General features: G+C 37.3%; 19 protein-coding genes. 10 read left to right on the forward strand and 9 right to left on the reverse strand.

The genetic code is table 11. The features are described 5' to 3' along the window. The first annotated feature begins 3 nt into the window (after positions 1 to 3). Together J3U00_RS03640 and J3U00_RS03645 are read left to right on the forward strand one after the other, a co-directional pair. Entirely contained in the window at positions 4 to 1,359 is a 1,356-nt protein-coding gene (locus J3U00_RS03640) for a uroporphyrinogen-III C-methyltransferase (protein WP_267331596.1), read from the forward strand. A 10-nt stretch (positions 1,360 to 1,369) separates the two neighbouring features. Continuing rightward, on the forward strand, positions 1,370 to 2,263 hold the full coding sequence (locus J3U00_RS03645) for a heme biosynthesis HemY N-terminal domain-containing protein (RefSeq protein WP_267331597.1): 894 nt from the start codon (positions 1,370 to 1,372) through the stop codon (positions 2,261 to 2,263). 40 nt (positions 2,264 to 2,303) lie between these two features. Here J3U00_RS03645 and J3U00_RS03650 read toward each other — a convergent pair whose 3' ends face one another. Both J3U00_RS03650 and J3U00_RS03655 read right to left on the reverse strand, forming a co-directional pair. Continuing rightward, positions 2,304 to 2,627, reverse strand: coding sequence for an AzlD domain-containing protein (locus J3U00_RS03650; RefSeq protein WP_267331598.1), 324 nt, complete (start codon positions 2,625 to 2,627; stop codon positions 2,304 to 2,306). Beyond that, complete coding sequence (locus J3U00_RS03655) at positions 2,624 to 3,319, reverse strand: AzlC family ABC transporter permease (RefSeq protein WP_267330708.1); 696 nt, start codon at positions 3,317 to 3,319, stop codon at positions 2,624 to 2,626. Before J3U00_RS03655 ends, J3U00_RS03650 begins: the two co-directional genes overlap by 4 nt. A gap of 170 nt (positions 3,320 to 3,489) precedes the next feature. On the opposite strand from J3U00_RS03655, the gene gmk reads away from it, so the two are divergent. After that, on the forward strand, positions 3,490 to 4,119 hold the full coding sequence (gene gmk, locus J3U00_RS03660; RefSeq protein WP_267330707.1) for a guanylate kinase: 630 nt from the start codon (positions 3,490 to 3,492) through the stop codon (positions 4,117 to 4,119). A gap of 43 nt (positions 4,120 to 4,162) precedes the next feature. Here gmk and gloA read toward each other — a convergent pair whose 3' ends face one another. Further along, positions 4,163 to 4,570 (reverse strand): lactoylglutathione lyase, encoded by a 408-nt coding sequence (gloA, locus tag J3U00_RS03665; protein WP_065733936.1) that lies wholly within the window; start codon positions 4,568 to 4,570, stop codon positions 4,163 to 4,165. Positions 4,571 to 4,792: 222 nt separating this feature from the next. Then, a complete protein-coding gene (locus tag J3U00_RS03670; RefSeq protein ID WP_065733935.1) occupies positions 4,793 to 5,287 on the reverse strand; it encodes a glycine zipper 2TM domain-containing protein in 495 nt (164 codons plus the stop codon). 163 nt (positions 5,288 to 5,450) lie between these two features. Here J3U00_RS03670 and J3U00_RS03675 point away from each other — a divergent pair, with 163 nt between their 5' ends. The 3 genes from J3U00_RS03675 to pgm are packed head-to-tail and all read left to right on the forward strand — an operon-like array spanning position 5,451 to position 7,853. Beyond that, a complete protein-coding gene (locus J3U00_RS03675; protein WP_267331599.1) occupies positions 5,451 to 5,630 on the forward strand; it encodes a hypothetical protein in 180 nt (59 codons plus the stop codon). A gap of 21 nt (positions 5,631 to 5,651) precedes the next feature. Continuing rightward, a complete protein-coding gene (locus J3U00_RS03680; RefSeq protein ID WP_267331600.1) occupies positions 5,652 to 6,164 on the forward strand; it encodes a hypothetical protein in 513 nt (170 codons plus the stop codon). A 57-nt stretch (positions 6,165 to 6,221) separates the two neighbouring features. After that, positions 6,222 to 7,853 carry a phosphoglucomutase (alpha-D-glucose-1,6-bisphosphate-dependent) gene (gene pgm, locus J3U00_RS03685; RefSeq protein WP_267331601.1) on the forward strand — a complete coding sequence of 544 codons (1,632 nt, stop codon included), beginning with the start codon at positions 6,222 to 6,224 and terminating at the stop codon, positions 7,851 to 7,853. A gap of 220 nt (positions 7,854 to 8,073) precedes the next feature. Here the strand turns inward: pgm and J3U00_RS03690 are convergent, their stop codons facing one another. The 5 genes from J3U00_RS03690 to ubiG form a co-directional block, all read right to left on the reverse strand. After that, complete coding sequence (locus J3U00_RS03690) at positions 8,074 to 9,423, reverse strand: hypothetical protein (RefSeq protein WP_267331602.1); 1,350 nt, start codon at positions 9,421 to 9,423, stop codon at positions 8,074 to 8,076. A 1,004-nt stretch (positions 9,424 to 10,427) separates the two neighbouring features. Further along, complete coding sequence (locus tag J3U00_RS03695) at positions 10,428 to 11,828, reverse strand: hypothetical protein (RefSeq protein WP_220225922.1); 1,401 nt, start codon at positions 11,826 to 11,828, stop codon at positions 10,428 to 10,430. A gap of 259 nt (positions 11,829 to 12,087) precedes the next feature. Next, a complete protein-coding gene (locus J3U00_RS03700; protein ID WP_267331603.1) occupies positions 12,088 to 13,590 on the reverse strand; it encodes a hypothetical protein in 1,503 nt (500 codons plus the stop codon). Positions 13,591 to 14,049: 459 nt separating this feature from the next. Further along, a complete protein-coding gene (guaB, locus tag J3U00_RS03705) occupies positions 14,050 to 15,513 on the reverse strand; it encodes an IMP dehydrogenase (protein WP_065733929.1) in 1,464 nt (487 codons plus the stop codon). 122 nt (positions 15,514 to 15,635) lie between these two features. Continuing rightward, complete coding sequence (gene ubiG, locus J3U00_RS03710; RefSeq protein ID WP_267331604.1) at positions 15,636 to 16,340, reverse strand: bifunctional 2-polyprenyl-6-hydroxyphenol methylase/3-demethylubiquinol 3-O-methyltransferase UbiG; 705 nt, start codon at positions 16,338 to 16,340, stop codon at positions 15,636 to 15,638. Positions 16,341 to 16,665: 325 nt separating this feature from the next. On the opposite strand from ubiG, the gene J3U00_RS03715 reads away from it, so the two are divergent. From J3U00_RS03715 to J3U00_RS03730, 4 genes are all read left to right on the forward strand, one after another. Then, positions 16,666 to 18,039: a sodium-dependent transporter gene (locus J3U00_RS03715; RefSeq protein WP_218058410.1), complete on the forward strand. Its 1,374-nt coding sequence runs from the start codon at positions 16,666 to 16,668 to the stop codon at positions 18,037 to 18,039. A 216-nt stretch (positions 18,040 to 18,255) separates the two neighbouring features. Continuing rightward, positions 18,256 to 20,124, forward strand: a complete 1,869-nt coding sequence (gene htpG, locus J3U00_RS03720; RefSeq protein ID WP_065562674.1) for a molecular chaperone HtpG — start codon at positions 18,256 to 18,258, stop codon at positions 20,122 to 20,124. 175 nt (positions 20,125 to 20,299) lie between these two features. After that, a complete protein-coding gene (gene licT, locus J3U00_RS03725; RefSeq protein WP_267331605.1) occupies positions 20,300 to 21,139 on the forward strand; it encodes a BglG family transcription antiterminator LicT in 840 nt (279 codons plus the stop codon). A gap of 185 nt (positions 21,140 to 21,324) precedes the next feature. After that, complete coding sequence (locus J3U00_RS03730; RefSeq protein WP_267331606.1) at positions 21,325 to 23,193, forward strand: beta-glucoside-specific PTS transporter subunit IIABC; 1,869 nt, start codon at positions 21,325 to 21,327, stop codon at positions 23,191 to 23,193. The last annotated feature ends 3 nt before the right edge of the window (positions 23,194 to 23,196 follow it).

A 23,196-nucleotide genomic window follows, 5' to 3' on the forward strand; every position in this document is an offset into this window, starting at 1 on the left:
TTTATGCCATCTAGATATTATGGTGCCAATGCAACACTATCAAACATCAGCACCACTTCATTTAGCCAAATAAAAAAGACAGAAGCGAATAATATGATGAATATAAATAAAAAAGAGACAAAACCTTCTAGTCCTCAACCTGAGCCATCAGTCAATACGCTAAAAGCGCCAGTATCAAAACTCTCAATACTCGCCATCGGATTAACAGTTTGCTTAGGTGGATTGATCTATTTTCAAGGTTATAGACAGCTCCAAAACCAAACACATGAAATCTCAACGCTACAAGCTGAAATTGCCAATTTAAAACAAAATACCAAAGCAAGTATAATTAAAGATCTTCAAAGTAATATTGATGATGCCATCAATAAACAAAACCAACAGTTTTCATTATTAACACAACGCGTTGACCGTCAATTAAGCGACAACCAAAAAGCTCAGCAGCAACTTACTGAACAAGTTAATGATACCAATAAATTAAACGAGCAAAACCTAAATAGCCTAAACGAACGTTTAGCAGCCGTATCGACTCTGGATAACAACGTTTGGCTCATCTCGCAAGCAAACTACCTAGTGCATTTAGCGGGAAGAAAAATCTGGAGCGATCAAGACTACACCAGCGCCCGTTTATTACTCAAAAGTGCAGATGAAAGTTTAGCGAAAACAAATGATCCAAGCTTACTCCCTGCTCGACAAGCGATCACCAAAGATATTAACTCACTATCTCAAGTCACCTTTGTTGACGCTGATGGCATAATCCTAAAATTACTTGGTTTAACTGAGTCAATAACAGAATTACCATTAGTTGGAAACTATAAAGATATCGATCTGGGTATGAATCAACATGACGACACCCTTTCTAACGACACCAATACTTCAGCAGATAATGTCACCCATTCAACAGATGATTGGTCAGATAATTTACTTGCTAATGCTTCAACATTTATGGATAAATTCATCAAAATTGAAAAGTTAGATGTAAAAGATAACCATTTTTCTGAGTGTCTAGACAAAGCAGGAAGTGACGAAAAACAAATTGTTAAATGCCAGATCCTAAAAACACCACTTAGTGCAGAACAATCACTTTACTTGCGCGAAAATATCCGTTTCCGTCTATTAATTGCTGCTCAAGCAGTACCAAGACATCAAGAACTCATTTATCAACAAGCGCTAAATGATACCGCAATTTGGGTCAATGCGTATTTTGATGGCAATGCCCCAGGTGTAAAAGCATTCATTGATGAGCTTGAAAACTTACAAAACCAACCAATCAGTAACCAAAATATACCTGATAAACTCGACAGCATTACTGAACTTGAAAAATTGATGCAAACTCGCGTTAAATCGATATTAGGTAAATAGGAGAATAATAATGTTCAAAATACTCATTATATTCCTAGTATTAGTTGGTGGATTTTTCCTTGGGCCATTGTTTGAAGGCCACCAAGGTTCTGCGGTATTCGAAGTTGCCAAATATCGTATCAGCATGTCATTTAACTCATTTATGATATTACAAATCATTGGCTTGCTCTGCCTATACCTAATCTATAAATTATTCTCTAAAATCTTCAATACCAAATTGGGTAATTGGTTTAGATTACGATCGCCAAAAAAATCAATTAAACGTATTGAACAAGCGCAATTTTATTTATTAGAAGGTGATTACCGACTAGCAGCAAAACTATTTATGAAAAGTGCCAAAGGAGCAAAAAGTTCGACACTATCTTACTTACTTGCTGCTCAAGCACAAATTGATGATGACCAACTTATCGCCGCTAATCAATCTTTAGAGCAAGCAGCTAAAAGTTGCCAACCGAATGAATTATTTGCTTTTCAGATTGTACAAATTCGGTTACAAATCAAAAATCATGAATATAGCTCAGCTAAAATCACAATCGAAAAACTTCTAAACGAAAAACCGCGTAACATTGAGCTCCTAAAATTAGCAGACCAGCTATATTATGAATCACAGGATTATCAAGCGGTGATAGAACTGTTACCGATCTTATACAAAACCAAAGCTTACCCTGATTCGCAACTCGATCAGTTCAAACAAGCGGCTTATATTGGTCGTATAAAACAGTTATCTACGGATATTGATCCTTTAGCTTTAATAAAATGGTGGAAAAAACAACCAAAATCTATCATTAACAATCTTGCCAATCAAAAAGCAATGGCCAACTACCTAACTCAATTAGGTCAAACCGCCGAAGCTGAAAGACTAAAAAGAAACATCATGCGATTAGAGCAAAAACAACAATGTTGACATAAAAAAACAGGGCAATCGCCCTGTTTTTTATTTATCGCTAGAGAATAAAATACCGAATCAAAGCCATACAACTCATACCAGTAATCACCACCCACATCAGGTTTCGTGTCAATATCGCCACGATAATAGTTGGCACAGCGGCTAAACAATATTCCAAATTAAAAGTAGGAAACTCACCTTGCTTAACAATAAACAAATTTTGCACAAATAGCGCAGTTAAAATACAGATAGGCACATAAGATAGAAAACGAATCACGATTTCAGGCAATTGCAATTTTCTAACTAATAAAAATGGAATAACTCGCGGTAACCAAGTCACCACACCACTCCCCAAAATAATCAACAAACTATACAAACTCATGCTTTACGCTCCACAATAATACCCATAAAGCAGCCAGCAAAAGTACTAAATAATATTGCCATTTCTGACGATACAAATCGCAATAAAAAGACCAGCACCACAGTTACAGTTAACATTGCAATAATCAGATTTCTAATGGTTTTTGTTTTATCACCAGTTAACTGCAAATATAATAAACCAATAAACATCGCAACTAATGCATAATCTAAACCAAACTGAGCAGGATTCGGCAACCACTCGCCAATCAATGCACCAACTAAACAGGATAATATCCACGCCAAATAAGCAGTAACATTCAGCCCATGCATCCAAGGCGGATTGATCGGCGTTTTATTAGCAATGGCATTCATCGCAACCGCAAAACTCTCATCGGTTAATAAGCTACCAATCCCAATATTATTTAAAAGCGAAAAACGCCGAAAAGCAGGTGCAGTAGCCATACTCATCAAAAAATGGCGTGAATTAACCAAAAAAACAGTAAATATCACAGCCGAAATCGGAGTTGCTACAATCATTAAACCCGTGATGATAAATTGCGATGCACCCGCATAAATGATAGCAGCCATCAAGGTGATTTCTAACACTGACAAATTAGAGGCTTTACCCACTACACCCGCAGCGATACCAATTCCAATATACCCCAATAAGGTGGGAATACAGGCGCGCACACCATCTTCAAACGTTAATGACATCTTTCATTCCTTACAAACTGATATACTGAATAATTATAATAATAAAGATTAGATTGCAGACAACTAATTAGACTAAAAACAATAAGCCGCATTTTATAATCAAACTTTGCTATAATAGAGTATAACAACGCTCTATCAAAACCATTTATTATATTACGGTAAAATTATTTATGTATACAGGCACTTTATTTATCATTTCAGCACCAAGTGGTGCAGGCAAATCAAGCCTGATTCGCGCCTATCTAGCGCAAACTAATCACCATCCGGCTAAAGTTTCAATCTCTCATACAACCAGAAACCCAAGACCGGGCGAAAAACAAGGTGAACACTACTATTTTGTAGACAATCAAGAATTTGAATCACTTATAAAACAAAATGCCTTTGTTGAATATGCTCACGTCTTTGACCACTACTATGGCACATCCAAAGCTGAAATCGAACAATCATTACAGCAAGGAATAAATGTCTTTCTTGATATCGATTGGCAAGGTGCACAGCAAGTAAGACAACAAATGCCTGAATCAAAAAGCATCTTCATTTTACCGCCATCACTAAAAGAGCTTGAAAATAGACTGATTAAACGAGGCCAAGACGACGCGAATATCATCAGCAAAAGAATGCACAAAGCCCAATCTGAAATATCGCATTATAACGAATATGACTACATCATAATAAATGATGATTTTGATGAATCATTAACAGCACTTAATGCCATTATGACAACAGCGAGTCTTGAGCAAGCAAAACAAACCATCACACACCAACAACTTATTGATGACCTGCTTGCACCAAAATACTAATAGAATTGAAAAAAAATCGCCGAAAAATCGGCGATATAACGTACTAATTACCTAACGCTTCAGACGCTTGGCTATTTTGAATTAACTCCAGCTTATAACCATCGGGATCTTCAACAAAAGCAATAATCGTCTTACCACCTTTAACCGGCCCCGCCTCACGAGTCACACGACCACCCGCTTGACGAACGTCTTCGCACATCTTAGCCACATCATCAACCCCGATAGCAATATGACCAAACGCCGTACCATGATCATATTTATCCGTCCCCCAATTATAGGTCAACTCAATCACCGAACTGTCAGACTCATCACTATAACCAACAAAAGCAAGAGAGTATTGATATTCAGGATTCTCACTTGTTCTAAGCAACTTCATTCCCATTATACGAGTATAAAAATCAATTGAACGTTTTAGATCGCCGACGCGGATCATAGTATGTAAAATACGCATTGCAGTACTGTTCCTTATTACAATTAAACATCTAACTTGAGTTTATCTATTTGCACCAAACCAAGCAAATTTTTATGCTGACAAAATAATCAATTAAGAGAATTTAAAAATAGGTAAAATGGGAAAAAAGGAAAAAATGGAAGAAAGAGAAGAAAAAAAATGCCTTCACGAATCATACAATAAGTGAAGGCGAACAAATCAGTAAGATTTGAAAAGGAACCTTTAATATCTTGAATTATATTTTGGTGCTGCACTAATACGTTTACCGTTAGAGATCAGTTTCACTTTTTGACCTGGATAAAACTGCTTAGCATCACCTTTTTGAACAATAACAATCGTTGAACCTTTATCTTGTTTGATTTCTAATTCAACCGCTGCAGCTTGGCTTGCTTTGTTTTCGATAGCATCACCTAAAATTGCACCACCTACAGCACCGGTAGCTGCAGCTAAAATTCGCCCAGTACCATTACCAATTGTGTTACCTAATACTCCCCCGATGACTGCGCCGCCTAAAGGACCCGCAACATTACCACCATTTTTGCCATCAGAGTTAGCTTGAATCTTCACAGCTCTTACAGCAACAACTGTACCATAACTTACCTGTTGAACTTGTTTAGCTTGATCGGTTGTATAAACATCGCCAGAATAAATATCACTATTACTGCACCCAGATAAAATTGCTGCTAGTATAGTTAATGTGACGATTTTTTTCATAATTTATTCCTCATATTTTGAGTATAAAACTTTATACCTTCAATAGCATAATATTCTTTTACAAAAACGACAACATCATTTTCACAATTTTATCAATTGATAATACAATTTATAATCAACTTAGGTTATACTCAGCTTAATAGTTAAGCTACCATACAATAAGTACATGAAACGGTTATTTTTTCCTTTAATATTATCAGTTATGATAACTGCCTGTCATGATGAAAATCAAAATACAACGACGAAAAATGAAACCGTCACTCATCAATCTAAGCTTGATTGTATGGATGACAAACCGAATTTAAATCTTGACGCCATCGCAGCTGATGGATGTCCAGTAAAATAATTTTATAGGCAAAATAACAGCATGAAAACTATCGAAATCGACGAAGAACTTTATCAATTTATTGCAGGCCAAACTCAACATATAGGTGAAGATGCTTCAAGTATTTTAAGACGATTATTAAAGTTCAACCAATTGTCAGCAATCGAAATTGCCCCATCAGAACTCACTGAAAACAATTATTCAGTTATTGAAAACCTTATTAAAAGTGAAAGATTTACAAAAGAAAGATCCACCATCAGTCGATTTTTAACGGTATTAAACGCGCTATACAACTACAACTCAGCACTATTCTCCATTGCAGCGACCTCACTCCATGGTAGAAAGCGTCAATACCTAGCTAAAGACAAAAAAGCACTTGAAACCTCAGGTAAAAACACCAAACCACGAGAAATCATTGGCACCCCATACTGGGTCATTAGCAACACCAATACTGCTCGTAAAATACTCATTATAGAATCGATTATGAGCGACATGGGAATATCAGAAAGCATGATAAACCAAGTGACTCATGCATTCTCACCATCAAATAAATAAAAATTCACGCAATGAACACAAAAGTGAATAAAACGAATTGTGAAAGAGGAGTAAAAAATGGATAAGCCAAGTCGTGCGGGATTGTTAGCGCAACCGACAGACCTAATAAATGTCGAAACATTAAAAAACAATTACTACCAAATCAAACCAGATACAGACAATATCAGCCAACTGGTCATCTTTGGTACATCGGGTCACCGTGGTAGCTCAAACAAAGGCACCTTTAACGAAGCTCATATTCTAGCCATTGCACAAGCGGTGGCGGAATACCGCAAAGCTAACAACATCACTGGTCCTTGCTTTATTGGTCAAGATTCCCACGCCTTATCCGAACTTGCACTAAAATCCGTATTAGAAGTCTTTATTGCTAACGAACAAACCGTAGTCATCGCTCAAAACTGGGGTTACACACCAACGCCAGTAATATCGCACGCTATCTTAACTTACAATAAACAATCACAATTAGCTGACGGCATCGTTATCACGCCATCACACAACCCACCTGAAGATGGAGGAATCAAATACAACCCAACTAACGGCGGGCCTGCTGATACTGACATCACCAAACAGATCGAAAATCGCGCTAACGAACTACTCAAAGCCAACCTAAATGGTGTCAAACGCGTCACGATCGAAAAAGCGATAAAATCTGACTACCTACATACTAAAGAATATGAAACCGATTATGTTAACGACCTGCAAAACATCGTCGATCTATCGCTTATCAAATCATCATCACTCAAAATTGGGGTTGACCCGCTTGGTGGCGCCTGTATTACCTATTGGCCACGCATTGCTGAAAAATATGGCCTAAACCTAGAAATCGTTAACAACAAAATCGACCCAACATTTAGCTTTATGCATCTTGACCATGATGAAATTATCCGCATGGATTGCTCAAGCCGTTGGGCAATGGCAGGATTACTAAATCTAAAAGATAAATTCGATCTAGCCTTTGGCAACGACACCGATGCTGACCGCCACGGTATCGTCACCCCAAAAGGACTAATGAACCCAAATGCCTACTTATCAACCTGTGTAAACTACCTATTCCAAAATCGCCCACAATGGCACAAAGATATCGCAATCGGTAAAACACTTGTAACTAGCTCAATGATCGACCGCGTAGCTAACAGCTTAAACAAAAAATACCTTGAATATCCGGTTGGTTTCAAATGGTATGCTGATGGACTCTATCACGGCAAACTCGGATTTGCTGGTGAAGAAAGCGCAGGCGGATCATTCCTAAGAACCAACGGCAAAGTCTGGACAACTGATAAAGACGGCATCATCTTATGTCTACTTGCTGCAGAAATGACGGCCAAAATTGGCAAAAACCCACAAGAACAATACCAAGAGCTTGAAGATAAATTTGGTATCTCATACTATGGACGCATTCAAGCTTCGGCTACATTTGCTGAAAAACAAAAACTGGCAAAACTTGATGCAAGCCAATTAACCACAGACAAGCTAGCCGGTGAAGAAATAACCCAATGCCTCACTACCGCGCCAGCAAATAATGCGCCAATCGGTGGATTAAAAGTGATCACCCAAAACGGCTGGTTTGCAGCTCGCCCATCGGGAACGGAAGACGCATATAAAATCTATGCCGAAAGCTTTATCAGCAACGAACACCTTGCCACCTTACAGCAAGAAGCACAACAAATAGTGGCAAAAGCAATAAAATAGAAAGCTCATAAGTTAACGGATAAACGGGGTAATAAAGCTAAATATAATTATTTATTAGCGCCAAAAACCCCGTTTCTCAACTTTTTTTCGATAAAAAACCGCAAAAATAAACCCGTGGGTAATTTATACGTCGCTAAGCCACAAACCCCCTTTTATTCACGGATAAGTTAACTCTTCCTTTCAGCTATCTCTTAAATACTGAGCGCTATCTTCCCCACCCTTACCTCCGTCCTAAGACGCAAAGTACAGCGTATTGATAGATGTGTGACTGATCATCAACTTTTCCACTTATGACATCCACAGGAAAATAGGAATTGGAGTTGTTTTTTTGGTCTCTAGTCCAGATCCAATAGTTTGAGAAGCCAACAGAGTAACTTCTCATAGGTCCCCATTCCGTAATAAATCCTGCACCAATATAACGCTTATAACGATTTATAGATGACCTAGGAGTGGCACCAACTGCCCCGTAACAAGGAGGATAATTTCTCGGACAAGATGAGTTAGTTAAATCTGCTACACGAGGCATTGCATAAGTAACCCCACGACACCAAGTAGATGATCTATAATAGCCGTTTACATGGGAACTCAAAAGAGTGTCAGGACGCAAAACAAACCACTGTTTTAACGTAAAACCATATTTAACAATAGGATTACCACTATTATCTCGACCGACTAACTCGAACGTCTGAGGTAAATTAGGTCTATCAATAGGACTAGGGTTGTCTGAATTCAGTTGAGACGGCGTAGGTGCAGGACCTGTTAAAGTAACACGAACGCTTGTAGCTGTAGAATTAGTCATAGTAACAGTGATCCCCCCCAGGGAAACTGGAGACCAATACAAAGGCTTATTACTACCAGAAATGAGTAAATCAAAGTACAATCCATTAAGACCAGTAGTCGGAAAGTTTCGACCATAACCTGATGGTTCAACTGACTGAGTGAGAAAACCATTATTCCCGTTCCATATCCAAGATGGACCATTTTGATCAGAATAACGGTGAGAGGTAATTGGTCTAGCAAAACAAACCACAGGAGATGCCTTAGGATTGACGTAATAAATCACACTACTAGCACCGAAAGTACTACGACTTGGAAAACCGTAACGAGTTAATAATGTACCGTTAGTACTTGACAACGTAACACGATAAGGTGCCTTACAAATTGTTGGCACGTTACTACGTAATACAGCTTGACTGTATTTATCGACGATAGATAAATTTAACGTACCTGTGGCACTAACACCAAAATCACCATCATCATCCCCCCAATAATTATAAGGAGGACCGATAAGAGAACTTAAATCGACTGAATTAGTATTAGTAGGAACGAACATACTTATATCAGCAAAACTCTGACCCTCAACCGGCAAGACAATTGGGGTTGTAGATGATAAATTGGTAGAAGGCGTATATTGCATACCATCAGATAGTGTAATCCCAAGCAGACCGTTAGCATCAACAACACGAGTACGACCACCATCGAAAGTCAGATAAGGTGCACTACCCTGTATCGCATTCCTAGTTGTCTGTGAAGTTAATGCGTGACTGGAAAAAGGAAGAAAAAAAGCCACGAAGAAAACAATCAGCCGGGATAATTGGGAAAAAGATCGAGAAAAGGAGCGCGGAAGCGATCGCGCGAAAATTCGCAGAATTTCACTTGATTGCGTGGAAAAATAAGTTTCAGTGAAAAATTTAAACTGGGTTATGGACTTAGAAGAATTTAAAAGATAGGTTGGCCAGGTTGCCTGTTGCCTGTTGCCTGTTGAAAATTATAATGCATTTTAGACTACCCTGTCAAGTAATTTTTTGATTAATTTAAAATTTTATACTTTTCTGTCAAATTTTAGTCTTGTAGCTAAAACCGTGTAAAAAGTATAGTGATTGGAAAAACACTATGCAACACTTTTTTTCACTCATTTACGTTAACTTTTGTAAGTTAGATCTAAATAAGATCTGGGTTATAATTGGCTTCTTACTGTTTTAATTAAAGATATTTCAATTACAAATCTTTAAAATCAGAGCGATTGATCCTCAAAAATTTTATTTTAGGGCTTTGAATTAGAAATTTAGTGATTTTGATATTTGAATAATTTTTTAAGTAAAATTTAAAACCCCAAAAATCCCGCTCCTCAACTTTTTAAGAAACGGGATATTATCTGCACTTAATAAACTGACTGATGTTAATTGATTCGAAAATTATATTCTATTAACTGCCTACACGGCATAAACCTAAAACAAGACATACTATAATCGTTGTTTGCAAAAAGGCAAAGGGCATTTGGCGTTTTAAAAACCCTTTTTTTTAATATCTTTTTAAGATTATGATTTTTTGATTATTTTATTTTTTGATTAAAAAAAGGGTTATAAAAATAATATTTTTTGAGGCTTAGAAAACTCCGCTCCTCAACTTTTTTTGAGATAATAAAAATAAACCCGCCGAGGCGGGTAATTCAAACGTCGTTAAGCCACGAAATCGCTTTTATCTCTCAACGACGTTGACTCTTCAAGTCAGCTACGCTCTTAACGCTATCGTTTATATGCCTAAAGCCTATGGATTAAGAACAAAAAATAAAAACTAAGGCCAAACACAAATTCCCCCATTGTTGGGGTCGCCAGAATACTCAGATCCATATACAGAACCTAATATTGAGTTCACGGTAAATCGATTGCTACCATTAGCGTCACTAGTCCAAACCTCGCCGTAGTCAAAATTGGCTCCAGAGTAGCGAGACAAGTCGCTCCATTCGGAAAAAAAGCCAGCACCAATGTGACGTTGGTGGAAGTTATCAGGTGAAAAAGGAGTCGCACCAACTGAACCATCACACTCTGTGCGCGAATTGCTTCCCTGACAAGATGCATTAGTTAAATCTTTTACTTTAGGCACACGATAACCTAAACTGTTACACCAAGATAGTGTCGAAGGATAAGTGTAACTATTAGTACCACGATTGACAAACCATTGCTTTAACACAAACCCATACTTAACAACAGCGTTACCATTACTATCACGACCAACTAACTCGAATGTTTGTGGTAAAACAGGTGTTGCAATACGCTCTGGATTGTCTAAATTCCATTGGGACTCGGTTGCAAAAGGACCTGTTAATTTAACACGAACACCTGATGTAACCGGTGACTTTGTCATAGTCGCAGTGATGCCACCTTGAGAGACTTGTTCCCATGATAAATCTTCACCACCACCACCAATATCTAAATCAAAGTACAATCCATGAGCACCAGCTGTAGGAAAATTTAAATCATAAGATGATTGAGGAAGAAAGCCATCAGAAGGACTCCACATCGTAGCTGGACCACGGAAGTCATGAGAATAGTTCTCATCCATATCACCGGGTGATAAATTAGGCCTAGCATAACAAAGTTTCGGCACTGCGTTCTTAGGATTTATCATATAAATGACATCACCGGCACCAAATTTAATACTGTTTGGAATACCATATTGTGTAGCTAATTTACCACCTGTCGTAGATAAACGAAGGTAATAAGGCGCCTTACAAATATCTACCATTGCATTACGCGATACATACTTATAGTTTTTATCCCAAATAGATAAACTCAAACTACCAGTAACAGAGAAATCACCATCACCATCATCATCCTCTCCATAATTATAAGGAGAACCAATAAGCGTACTGAGTTCGACTGAATCACTATCAGTTGGAACAAACATTCCAATATCAGCAAAACTTTGATCTACAGCTGGCAACTCAATCGGTGTAATGGATGAAGGTTTGGTTGATGGCGTATATTGAGTTCCATCAGATAAAGTTATTCCTAGTAAACTATCAGTATTTATAGCTCGTGTATGACCACCATCAAACGTTAAATACGGAGCATTACCATGGATAATATTTGAAGTTTTAACTGTTAATGCATAACTGTAAAAAGAAATAGAAAGCAAAATAGTTAAAAAAATTTGCCTAAATAATAAATGAAAGGTTGGAAATAAGGATCGCACCAAAATTCGCGATCCACTATGGAGAATATTTAAAATTATACTTTTGTAAAAAATAAACATCGAAAGTTTAACTCTTTAAAACTATAACATACACCACAAATAAACTCTATAAATCAATACATTACCAACTTTTTTATACTTATACTATTTTAGTCATTTAGATAAAAATGTATAAAAAATATCATTCCAAAGCCATCAAATTAACGATTCATCAGCGAATTGATTTACTTTTGCTATTGATCTACCTTAATAATAAGTTCTAACGATTAACACAAACCGCATTCGAGCTGTAACTGTCCCTAAGCGCTGAACCATGCCTCATATCCAAGACATAAGTCTTACCATCATTGTTTGGGGTTCTTGTCCAGTACGTATCGCCGTAAAATTTGACGTCGGGGTAACCGCTCATCATCCCCCATTCAGAAACAAAACCTCCACCAATATAACGTTGATAAAAATTATTAGGTGAGGAAGGAGTAGCACCGACTAACCCTCTACACCAATTACCTGACTCCTTACCACGACAAGATGCATTGGTTAAATCCTTTATCTCAGCCACTTGATAACCCAGACCATTACACCAAAGTGTTGCACGAGAATAAGAATTTGCCGCGGGTCCACTGTTGACGAACCATTGCTTTAATACAAATCCATATTTAACGACAGGGTTACCATTGCTATCACGGCCAACTAACTCAAAAGTCTGAGGTAAATTAGGTTGGCCAATAGGTTTAGGAGTAGGACTCATGCCTGTCTCGGTTGGGATAGGACCAGTGAAGGTAACGCGTACACTTGTAGCTGTAGAATTGCTCATAGTCGCAGTGATACCTTCAAGCTTAACAGGAGACCAAGACAAAGCCTGATTAACACCACCAATGATTAAATCAAAGTACATTTTGTTGGCAGCAGTAGTAGGAAAGTTTGAACTATAACGTGATGAGTCAGTTGATTGAGGAATAAAGCCATTAGCAGGATCCCACATCCAAGACGGACCAGCGAAGTCGTGAGAAATACCAAAATCGCCATACTTACCATTTTTTAAGTTTGGTCTAGCAAAACAAACCACCGGAACAGCCTTAGGATTAACAGTATAAGTGACACTACTTTCATTGAAAGTACTATTAGGAGGAAGACCGTAACGCGTAGTTAATTCGCCATTAGTACTAGTTAATTTTACTTGATAAGGTGCTTTACAAATATCGAGCACGGTATTACGTGATACAGCTTGATTACTGTTATCCACGATAGATAAACTTAAACTACCCGTCGCAGAAACATCACCATCTCCATCATCATCTCCCCAATAATTATTAGGAGGACCAATAAGAGAATTTAAATCGACTGAATTAGTATTAGTTGGGACGAACATACTTATATCAGCAAAGCTTTGACCTGTAACTGGCAAGACGATTGGGGTTGTAGGTGAAGGATTGGTTGAAGGCGTATATTTCGTGCCGTCAGATAGTGTAATCCCGAGCAAACCGTCATTATTAACCGCACGAGTACGACCGCCATCGTAAGTTAAATATGGCTCATTTCCGTGAATAGAATTCGAGGTATTAACGGTTAATGCATGGCTAAAAGAAGGAAGTAATAGTACGACAAAGATCAGCCGAAATAATTTGGATCGATGAAAAGATCGTGCCAAAATTCGTAGAATTTTGCTTGAACAGATGAAAAAATGAAGTTCTCGGAAAAATGAAAGTTGAGAGCTTAACTTTGATGAATTTAAAGTCGAACAATGGTGCAAATTGTAATGCATAACGACGATCCTGTCAAGTAACTTTATGATTTTTTATATAATTAACACTTTAGATTCTAACTGCAAATCTATAACACTTGGAGATTATAGTTACGGCAAAAATACGATGCAATAGCCCTCAACAGACTTAATTGCTAACATTCGTAAAGGAGATTACAAAAAGATCTGAAAAGGACCATATACTATTGTTTTAATTAAAAAGATTTCCTTAACAAACCTTTAAAAATTCATAATTTTTTAATTAAAATTTGATATTTTTGAATTTTAGGACTGCCTCCCCAAAAACCGCTGTTCAAATTTTTATGAAGCACCTATAAAATAAATGTGTTAAGTGATGTATGCAGCGCTGTAAAGCGTGATTTTAACCCCCAAAAACCCCGCTCCTCAACTTTTTTAGAAAGCAAATTTTACTCATAAAAAAAGGATTACACTGAATCCTTTTTTATTGATATTTATTGATTAACCCGCTCGATAATTAGGTGGCTCTTTAGTGATTAGGACGTCATGAACATGACTCTCTTTCATACCTGCGCCAGTAATGCGGTAGAACTTCGATTTGGTGCGTAATTCATCGATAGTTCCACAACCCGTTAGCCCCATACATGAGCGTAAGCCACCCATTTGTTGGTGGATGATCTCTTTTAATAATCCTTTGTAAGCAATTCGCCCTTCAATACCTTCTGGTACTAGCTTATCGGCAGCATTATCTGATTGGAAATAGCGATCTGATGATCCTTTTGCCATCGCACCGAGTGAACCCATACCGCGATAAGATTTATAAGCACGACCTTGGAATAGTTCGATTTCGCCTGGTGCTTCTTCAGTTCCGGCAAACATTGAACCAACCATAACGCAAGATGCGCCAGCGGCAATAGCTTTAGCAATATCACCTGAAAAACGAATTCCACCATCAGCAATAACTGGAATATTGTGTTGTTTAGCCACTTCAACAGCGTCCATAATGGCACTAATTTGCGGTACCCCTACCCCAGTAACGATACGCGTGGTACAAATAGAACCCGGTCCAATACCCACTTTTACCGCACTCACGCCTGCATCAATTAGCGCTTTTGCGCCTTCACCCGTAGCAACGTTGCCACCTATAATTTGTAAATTTGGATAGGCTTGTCTTGCTTGGCGAATGCGTTCAAGTACCCCTTCTGAATGGCCATGTGATGAGTCGATAAGTAAAACATCAACGCCGGCTTCAACCAAAGCAGCAATACGCTCTTCGTTACCCGCACCCGCACCCACTGCTGCGCCAACGCGTAAGCGACCTTTTTCGTCTTTACATGCATTAGGTTTTTGTTCTGCTTTATTGTAATCTTTAACGGTTATCATGCCTTTTAAGTGGAATCTATCATCAACCACTAAAACTTTTTCAACACGATGTTCATGCATTTTTTGCAGTACACTTTCTCGAGATTCGCCCTCTTTAACGGTGACTAAGCGCTCTTTAGGTGTCATTACCGCAGTTACAGATAGTGATAAGTCAGTTGCAAATCGAACATCTCGAGCAGTGATAATACCGACTAATTCTTGTGATTCTGTCACAACCGGAAACCCTGCAAAACCATATTCTTTAGCAAGATCGATTACTTGTTGAATAGTTGCTGTTGGTAGTACTGTTACTGGATCTTGAACAATTCCGCTTTCATGTTTTTTAACACGCTTTACATGCTCAGCTTGAACTTCAATTGGCATATTTTTATGGATAAAACCAATGCCACCTTCTTGAGCAAGGGCAATAGCCAGTTCGGCTTCGGTTACCGTATCCATGGCAGCAGATAGCATTGGAATGTTTAATTTGATGGTTTGCGTCAGTTGAGTTGTAATATCAGCAGTATTAGGTAAAACAGTTGAATGGGCTGGAACTAATAAAACATCATCGAACGTGAGGGCTTCTTTAACTATACGAGACATGACAATATTCACCATTGAGTTGGATTGTTGATAAAATATTGCCGATGTATTCTACTCACATTCGATATAAAAGACTAGTAGAATTTGATATTTATTTTTAGGCGATAATCAATCACCCACTTTTAATTGAGCTCGTCTTTTTGTGCCATCAAGATATAGTTAACATCAACATTACGGCCTAATCGGAATTGATTGCTGAGTAAGTGATATTCCATTCCAATAATATCTTTAACCGTTAACTGCGCTTGTTCAACCCAAGTCATTAATTCAGAAGGACGGATAAAACGATTAAAATCATGAGTCCCTTTTGGCACTAAGCGCGCTATATATTCAGCGCCATAAATCAACATAAGTTTTGCTTTATGGTTACGATTGATGGTCGATAAGTAGAGCTTTCCGTTCGGTTTGAGCAGTTTTGCACAGGCATTGATAATAGAAAATGGGTCAGGCACATGCTCTAACATCTCCATACAAGTTATCACATCATAGTGTGATGGATACTGTGTGGCGTGCTCTTCAACGGTTTGTTTTTGGTAGTTGATAGAAAGACCATTTTGCTCGGCATGTAATTTTGCTACCGCTAATGATTCATCAGCCAAATCGATAGCGGTTACATTTGCACCTAACTTGGCTAAACTTTCAGACAATATTCCCCCACCACAACCAACATCTAATACATTTTTTTGATTCAAATCGTTTGATTTAATGTAATCAACTCGCAATGGATTAATGATATGCAATGGTTTGCATTGGCCATTTGGATCCCACCATTGTGCAGCTAACTTTGCAAACTTATCTATCTCGTTTAAATCGATGTTTTGTGTCATGGGTATTCTTATCAAAAAGGGGAATTTGATGTAATATATGCGATGAGTTGATGATTAGCAATATCAAACCGTTTTAAAAACCCCGTTCCTCAACTTTTTTTATTACTCATAATTTCTATACTCAACCACTCAAAAATTCCGTTTTACTTAGCGATATAGGTTTAATTTTTTCATTGGCTATAACTATAAATGGTAATGTTTTCTTGTCTATGGGCTTAATTCATGGCATGATTTAGCGCTTTATTTATCTAATAAAAAAATAGTCCAGCCTCGGCTGATGCTAGAAATTAAATATTTAATCAAAAACTCAAGGGAAAATATATTCATGAGTACAGGTACTATGAAGAAAAGTCATTCACAGTGGAGCTCTCGCATGGGATTCATGCTTGCAGCTGCGGGTTCTGCTGTGGGTTTAGGTAACATTTGGAAATTTCCATACATGGCTGGAGAAATGGGTGGTTCAGCATTCGTGCTTACCTATTTACTATTTATGTTTGTTATTGGTCTGCCTATTCTAGTTTTAGAGTGGTTAATTGGCCGTCGCGGGCAAAAAAATCCAATCCATACCATGGAAGATGTTGCTGTTTCAGAAGGTCGCTCAAAATTGTGGCGCTGGGTTGGTATTATCGGCGTACTTGGCTCATTTTTAATTCTCTCGTTTTATAGTGTAATTGGCGGTTGGGCTACCGATTATATCTTTTTAGCTATCAATGGTACATTTAATGGTGCGAATGGTGCCGTAACGGCGCAAATCTTCAAAGGTTTTCTTGGTAATACCTCTAGCTTGTTGATTTGGCATACGGTGTTCATGGCAGCCAATACCATTATTGTTGCGATGGGCGTTGGCGCTGGTTTAGAGCGTGCTTGTAAGGTAATGATGCCTGGCCTTGGTATTTTATTATTGGTTTTAGTTGCTTATGCAGCCATCGTTAGTGGATCATCATTTGGTCAAGCGTTTGACTTTTTATTCACACCAAACTGGTCAGCATTAAATGGTACTGCCATTTTAGCGGCTTTAGGTCATGCATTCTTCAGCTTATCATTAGGTATGGGGATTATGATGGCTTACGGTTCATATCTTGGTAAAGATGTGAACTTAATCTCTACTGCTCGCACCGTTGTTATCTTAGATGTTATCGTTGCGATGTTGTCAGGTATGGCGATCTTCCCATTAGTATTTGCTAATGGTTTAGAAGCAGGTTCTGGTCCTGGTCTGATCTTTGTAACGTTACCTATTGCTTTTGGTAATATGGCAGCAGGTTCAATTTTAGGTTGTTTATTCTTTATCTTCCTAACTTTTGCTGCGTTAACCTCATCAATATCATTACTTGAGCCTACGGTAGAGTTATTAGAAGAAAAAACGCACATGGGTCGTAAAACCGCAACAGTGGTTAGTAGTGTATTAATTTGGGCATTGGGTATCGCTTGTATTTTATCATTCAATGAATGGGCAGACCTGAAACTATTTGATAAAAATATTTTCGATCTGCTTGATTACCTCACAAGTAAGATTATGTTACCTGTGACAGGATTAGGTACTGTTATCTTTGGTGCTTGGATGATGAACCAAAAAGTCATTCGTAAAGAGCTTAACTTAAATAGCTTCTGGTTTGGCGTTTGGACGATTTTAACTCGCGTAATTATTCCGGTTGCCGTTGTTCTTATTTTAGTTTGTGGCTTTTTACCAGAAACTCGATAATTAAATTATCATCAATAGCCCTGATACATTATCAGGGCTTTTTTTTAATCAATTAAAAAATCACCAATCAATGGTTTATCATAACCTCTCCTCTTGAAATTCTTTTTTTAATTCCCATATAGCAATACAACAATTAATCAAAAAATTATGTCAAAGTTAATCAATTAAAATGTATCGATCACTTTTAATTGCTAAAAATAGTTGAGGTATTAGTCAATGAGTAAGCAAGGAACAGAAACGCGTGGATTTCAATCCGAAGTTAAACAAATTCTGCATTTAATGATTCACTCTTTGTATTCAAACAAAGAGATTTTTTTAAGAGAACTTATTTCAAATGCATCTGACGCTGCCGACAAGCTCCGTTTTAAAGCACTTGAAAATGCAGATTTATATGCGGGTGATGCAGAGCTTGGTGTTCGCATTTCAACAAATAAAGAAGCTGGCACATTAACCATTGCAGATAATGGTATTGGGATGACTCGTGATGAAGTCATTGAAAATTTAGGTACGATTGCCAAATCAGGCACCAAAGCCTTTTTAGAATCCATTGGTAGTGATCAAGCGAAAGACAGCCAATTAATTGGTCAATTTGGTGTTGGATTTTATTCTGCCTTTATTGTTGCCGATAAAGTGACAGTAAAAACCCGCGCTGCAACAGCTAAAGCCGATGAAGCAGTAATGTGGGAATCAGCTGGTGAAGGTGAATACACGATTTCTGATACAGAAAAAGAGAGTCGCGGTACTGAAATTATTTTACATTTAAAAGAAGATGAAAAAGAGTTTTTAGATGATTGGCGTCTACGTTCAATTATTAGCAAATATTCAGATCACATCTCATTACCGGTTGAAGTTCAAACTACTGAAGAAAATGAAGTTAAGTGGGAAAAAGTCAACAAAGCTCAAGCACTTTGGACACGAAGCAAATCTGAAGTGAGTGATGAAGAGTATAAAGAGTTTTATAAACATATTTCACATGATTTTGCCGATCCATTAAGCTGGAGCCACAACCGTGTTGAAGGTAAACAAGAGTATACAAGTTTGCTCTATATTCCATCTAAAGCGCCTTGGGATATGTGGAATCGTGACAATAAACACGGTTTAAAACTCTATGTACAACGTGTGTTTATTATGGATGATGCTGAGCAATTTATGCCTAATTATTTACGTTTTGTTAAAGGCTTAATTGATTCAAATGATTTGCCATTAAATGTATCACGCGAGATATTACAAGATAATAAAGTGACACAAAATCTTCGTAATGCTTGTACTAAACGTGTTTTACAAATGCTAGATAAACTTGCCAAAGATGATAAAGAACAATATCAACAATTTTGGAGTGAATTTGGTTTAGTCTTAAAAGAAGGTACTGGTGAAGACTATGCTAACCGTGAAGCGATTATGAAATTATTACGCTTTACAACAACACAAAGTGATAGCGAGGCGCAAACTGTATCATTAGACGATTACATCAGCCGTATGCAAGAAGGCCAAGAGAAGATCTATTACATCACTGCTGATAGTTATGGCGCAGCGAAAAATAGTCCTCACCTTGAGCTATTCCGCAAAAAAGGCATTGAAGTCTTATTATTATCTGATCGTATTGACGAGTGGATGATGAGCAATTTAACTGAATTTGATGGTAAACAGTTCCAATCAATCAGTAAATCTGACGAGTCAATCGAGAAGTTAGCTGATCAAAATAGTGATGAGCAAAAACAAGTCGAAAAAGAACTTGAGCCATTTATCGAACGTGTTAAAAAAGTATTAGGCGATAAAGTTAAAGAAGTTAAATTAACACATCGTTTAACTGATACGCCAGCAATTGTCACTACCGCTGCCGACGAGATGTCTACTCAAATGGCAAAACTCTTTGCAGCAGCAGGACAAAAAGCACCAGAGATAAAATATACTTTTGAGATCAATCCTGATCATCAATTAGTTAAACGTGTTGCTGATACGCAAGACGAAACCGCATTTAGTGATTGGATTGAATTGCTATTAGATCAAGCGTTACTAGCAGAAAAAGGATCGTTAAATGATCCAAGCAAATTTATTCAAACAATGAATAAACTACTTGCACAATAATTAATTAATTTATTCACCCAAACCCGATATGGCTCGCCTATCGGGTTTATTTTTTGAGAATAATCAATTTATTTTTCTCAAATTTATGAAGTCAGTCACACTTTTTTATATTCCTCCTTTCCATTTTCGTTTTGCGATAGATAATAAATCAATCTTAAAATTTAGACAGAATCAGATGAAAGTTCATAAAATATTAAATAATAATGTTGTAGTGACTTTAGATTCCAAAGGGAATGAATTGATTGTTACGGGTCGAGGAGTTGGATTTAAAAAACGGGAAGGTGATGAGATCGACCCGAAACTTATCGAAAAACAGTTTTCTTTAAATAATCAAGAAATATTACCCAAATTTGCTGAACTGCTTTCTGAAATTCCAATCGAAGTTCATACCACAACCGATATTATTATCAATCATGCCAGACAATTTTTAGGCAGTAAATTACAAGATAGTATCTATATTTCATTAACTGACCATATCTATTTTGCCATTGAACGGCATAAACAAGGTTTTAATATTCCTAATAACTTTATGTGGGAGATAAAAAAATTCTACCCTAAAGAGTATGAAATCGGTGTGTACGCTTTAGATGTCATTAAAAAACGGTTGGGTGTTGAGCTTCATGAAGATGAAGCAGGATTTATTACGTTTCATATTGTCAATGCTGAGCTTAACGATACCATGCCCAATATTGTTAATATGACCAAAATCATGCGTGAAATTTTAAATATCGTAAAATATCATTTTCGGTTCGAATATGACGAAAACAGCCTTTCTTATCAACGATTTGTTACCCATTTAAAGTTTTTTGCACACCGAATTTTGAGTAAAGGTAAATCCGCACAGCAAGATACCTCGTTGTATGAGATTATCCGTGAAAAATATGAACAAGCCTATCTTTGCACTAAACAGATAGATCTTCATTTAATCCAACAATATCAACATCCGCTATCTGATGATGAAAGTTTATATCTCACTATTCATATTGAACGATTGAGGTCGGAATTAAAAAAATAATTATGTGATATACATCACAAATTAACGAATGAATTGTCAACAAGCTAATTTATTTTATGTTAATTTAATAAGGAATCTTTTTTTGGATTGTTATTGCATTGGTTAATTTTATCGATGCAAGCAAAACCTAAATCCCGTGTTTATTGGGGTTTAGGTTTTTTTTTGCGCTTAAATAAGGATAAGCTATGAAAAATAAACAACTTGCTGAATCAATTATTGAGAACGTAGGTGGTCAGGAAAACATCGTCAGTCTAGTACACTGTGCTACGAGACTTCGCTTTGTATTGAAAGATGAATCAAAAGCAGATGCCGAAATAATTAAAAAACAAACTGGCGTCATTACTGTCGTTCAAAGTGGTGGACAATTCCAAGTCGTTATCGGCAATAATGTTGCTGACGTATTTAATGCAATTATGGATATCACTAGCCTTAATAATACCCCTGCTCCTCAAGAAGCGGGACCTAAAAAAGGGATTGTGTCACGACTGATTGATTTAGTATCAAGTATTTTTATTCCAGTTTTAGTGGTACTGGTTGCTGGCGGTATTTTAAAAGGGATTGTGTCTCTATTACAAGTATGTGACATTGTTCAGGAAAAAACGCCAACATTTACTTTTTTAAACGCTATTGCTGATGCGCCATTTTATTATTTACCGATCATTTTAGGTTTTTCAGCGGTTAAAAAATTTGGTGGTAATCCTTATGTTGGAATGGCGATCGGTGGCGCGTTAGTCTATCCGGATATTACCGAGATGCTAGGAAAAGCAATTGAATTACAAACCGAATTTTTCAATATCCCTATTAAATTAATTCCTTATAAATCTTCAGTCTTCCCGGTAATTTTAGCGGCATGGTTTTATTCATTGCTTGAACGTAACTTCAACAAAATCATGCATGACTCATTTAAAAAATTCATTTCGCCCCTACTCGGTATTATCATTACTGTGCCATTAACGTTTGCGCTTATTGGTCCAGTCGTTGCATTTTTATGTAACATTGTTGCTAGTGGCATTATTTATGTTTATGAACTTAATTCTGTTATTGCCAGTATGCTTTTAGCAGGACTTTGGCAAATAATGGTTGTGTTTGGTATCCATTGGGGCTTGGTACCTTTTGCGATAAATAATATTAACGTATATCAACAAGACTTTATGTTGCCAATCTTATTCCCAGCGGTATTTGCCCAAGTCGGTGCGGTATTGGCGGTGATGATGCGCAGTAAAGATCCGCAAGTTAAAGCGTTGGCAAGTTCGTCCGCATTATCCGGTGTATTTGGGGTAACAGAACCAGCAATTTATGGCGTTAACTTACCATTAAAACGCCCATTTGTGATCGGTTGTCTCTCAGCCATGGCTGGCGGTGCGATTATTGGTTATTTCAAATCGGTTATCTTCTCATTTAGCTTCACCAGTATCTTTGCATTTTTACAAATGATTCCAAGTGATGGTTTGGATGATAAATTCTTTGCTGCCATAATCGGTTCGATAGTCTCATTTATGATTGCATTGGTGGTAACTTATCTATTTGGTATTCCTAAAGATAAAAAAGCGGATAATGCAGAACAATCGCCAATAAACAGTCAAACGCAGATCGATACTATCTCAAGTCCGATGACCGGCAAACTTATTGATTTAAATCAAGTCAATGATCCAACTTTTGCCAGCGGATTGATGGGTAAAGGTGCCGCAATTATTCCAACCATTGGCGAAACTGTCGCGCCTGAAGATGGTGAAGTTGTTTCGCTATTTAGAACTAAACACGCTATCGGATTTCAAACTCAATCAGGGGCAGAAATCCTTATTCACATCGGTATCGATACGGTTAAATTAGATGGGGAACATTTTGAAGCGCATGTTGAAGCCGGCCAAAAGGTGAAAAAAGGTGATAGACTTGTTAGCTTTGATATCGAAGCGATTAAACAAGCCGGCTTTGAAGTCACCACACCAATTATTATTACCAATAGTGATGACTATATCGATGTGCAGTGCATATTCAAACAAGATGACGTTCAACAAGGTGACGCGCTATTAGCGTTAAGTGCAAAAAAGGAGTAAAAC

This window comes from Gilliamella sp. B3127 (genome assembly GCF_026536935.1).
Lineage (GTDB): Bacteria > Pseudomonadota > Gammaproteobacteria > Enterobacterales > Orbaceae > Gilliamella > Gilliamella apicola_E.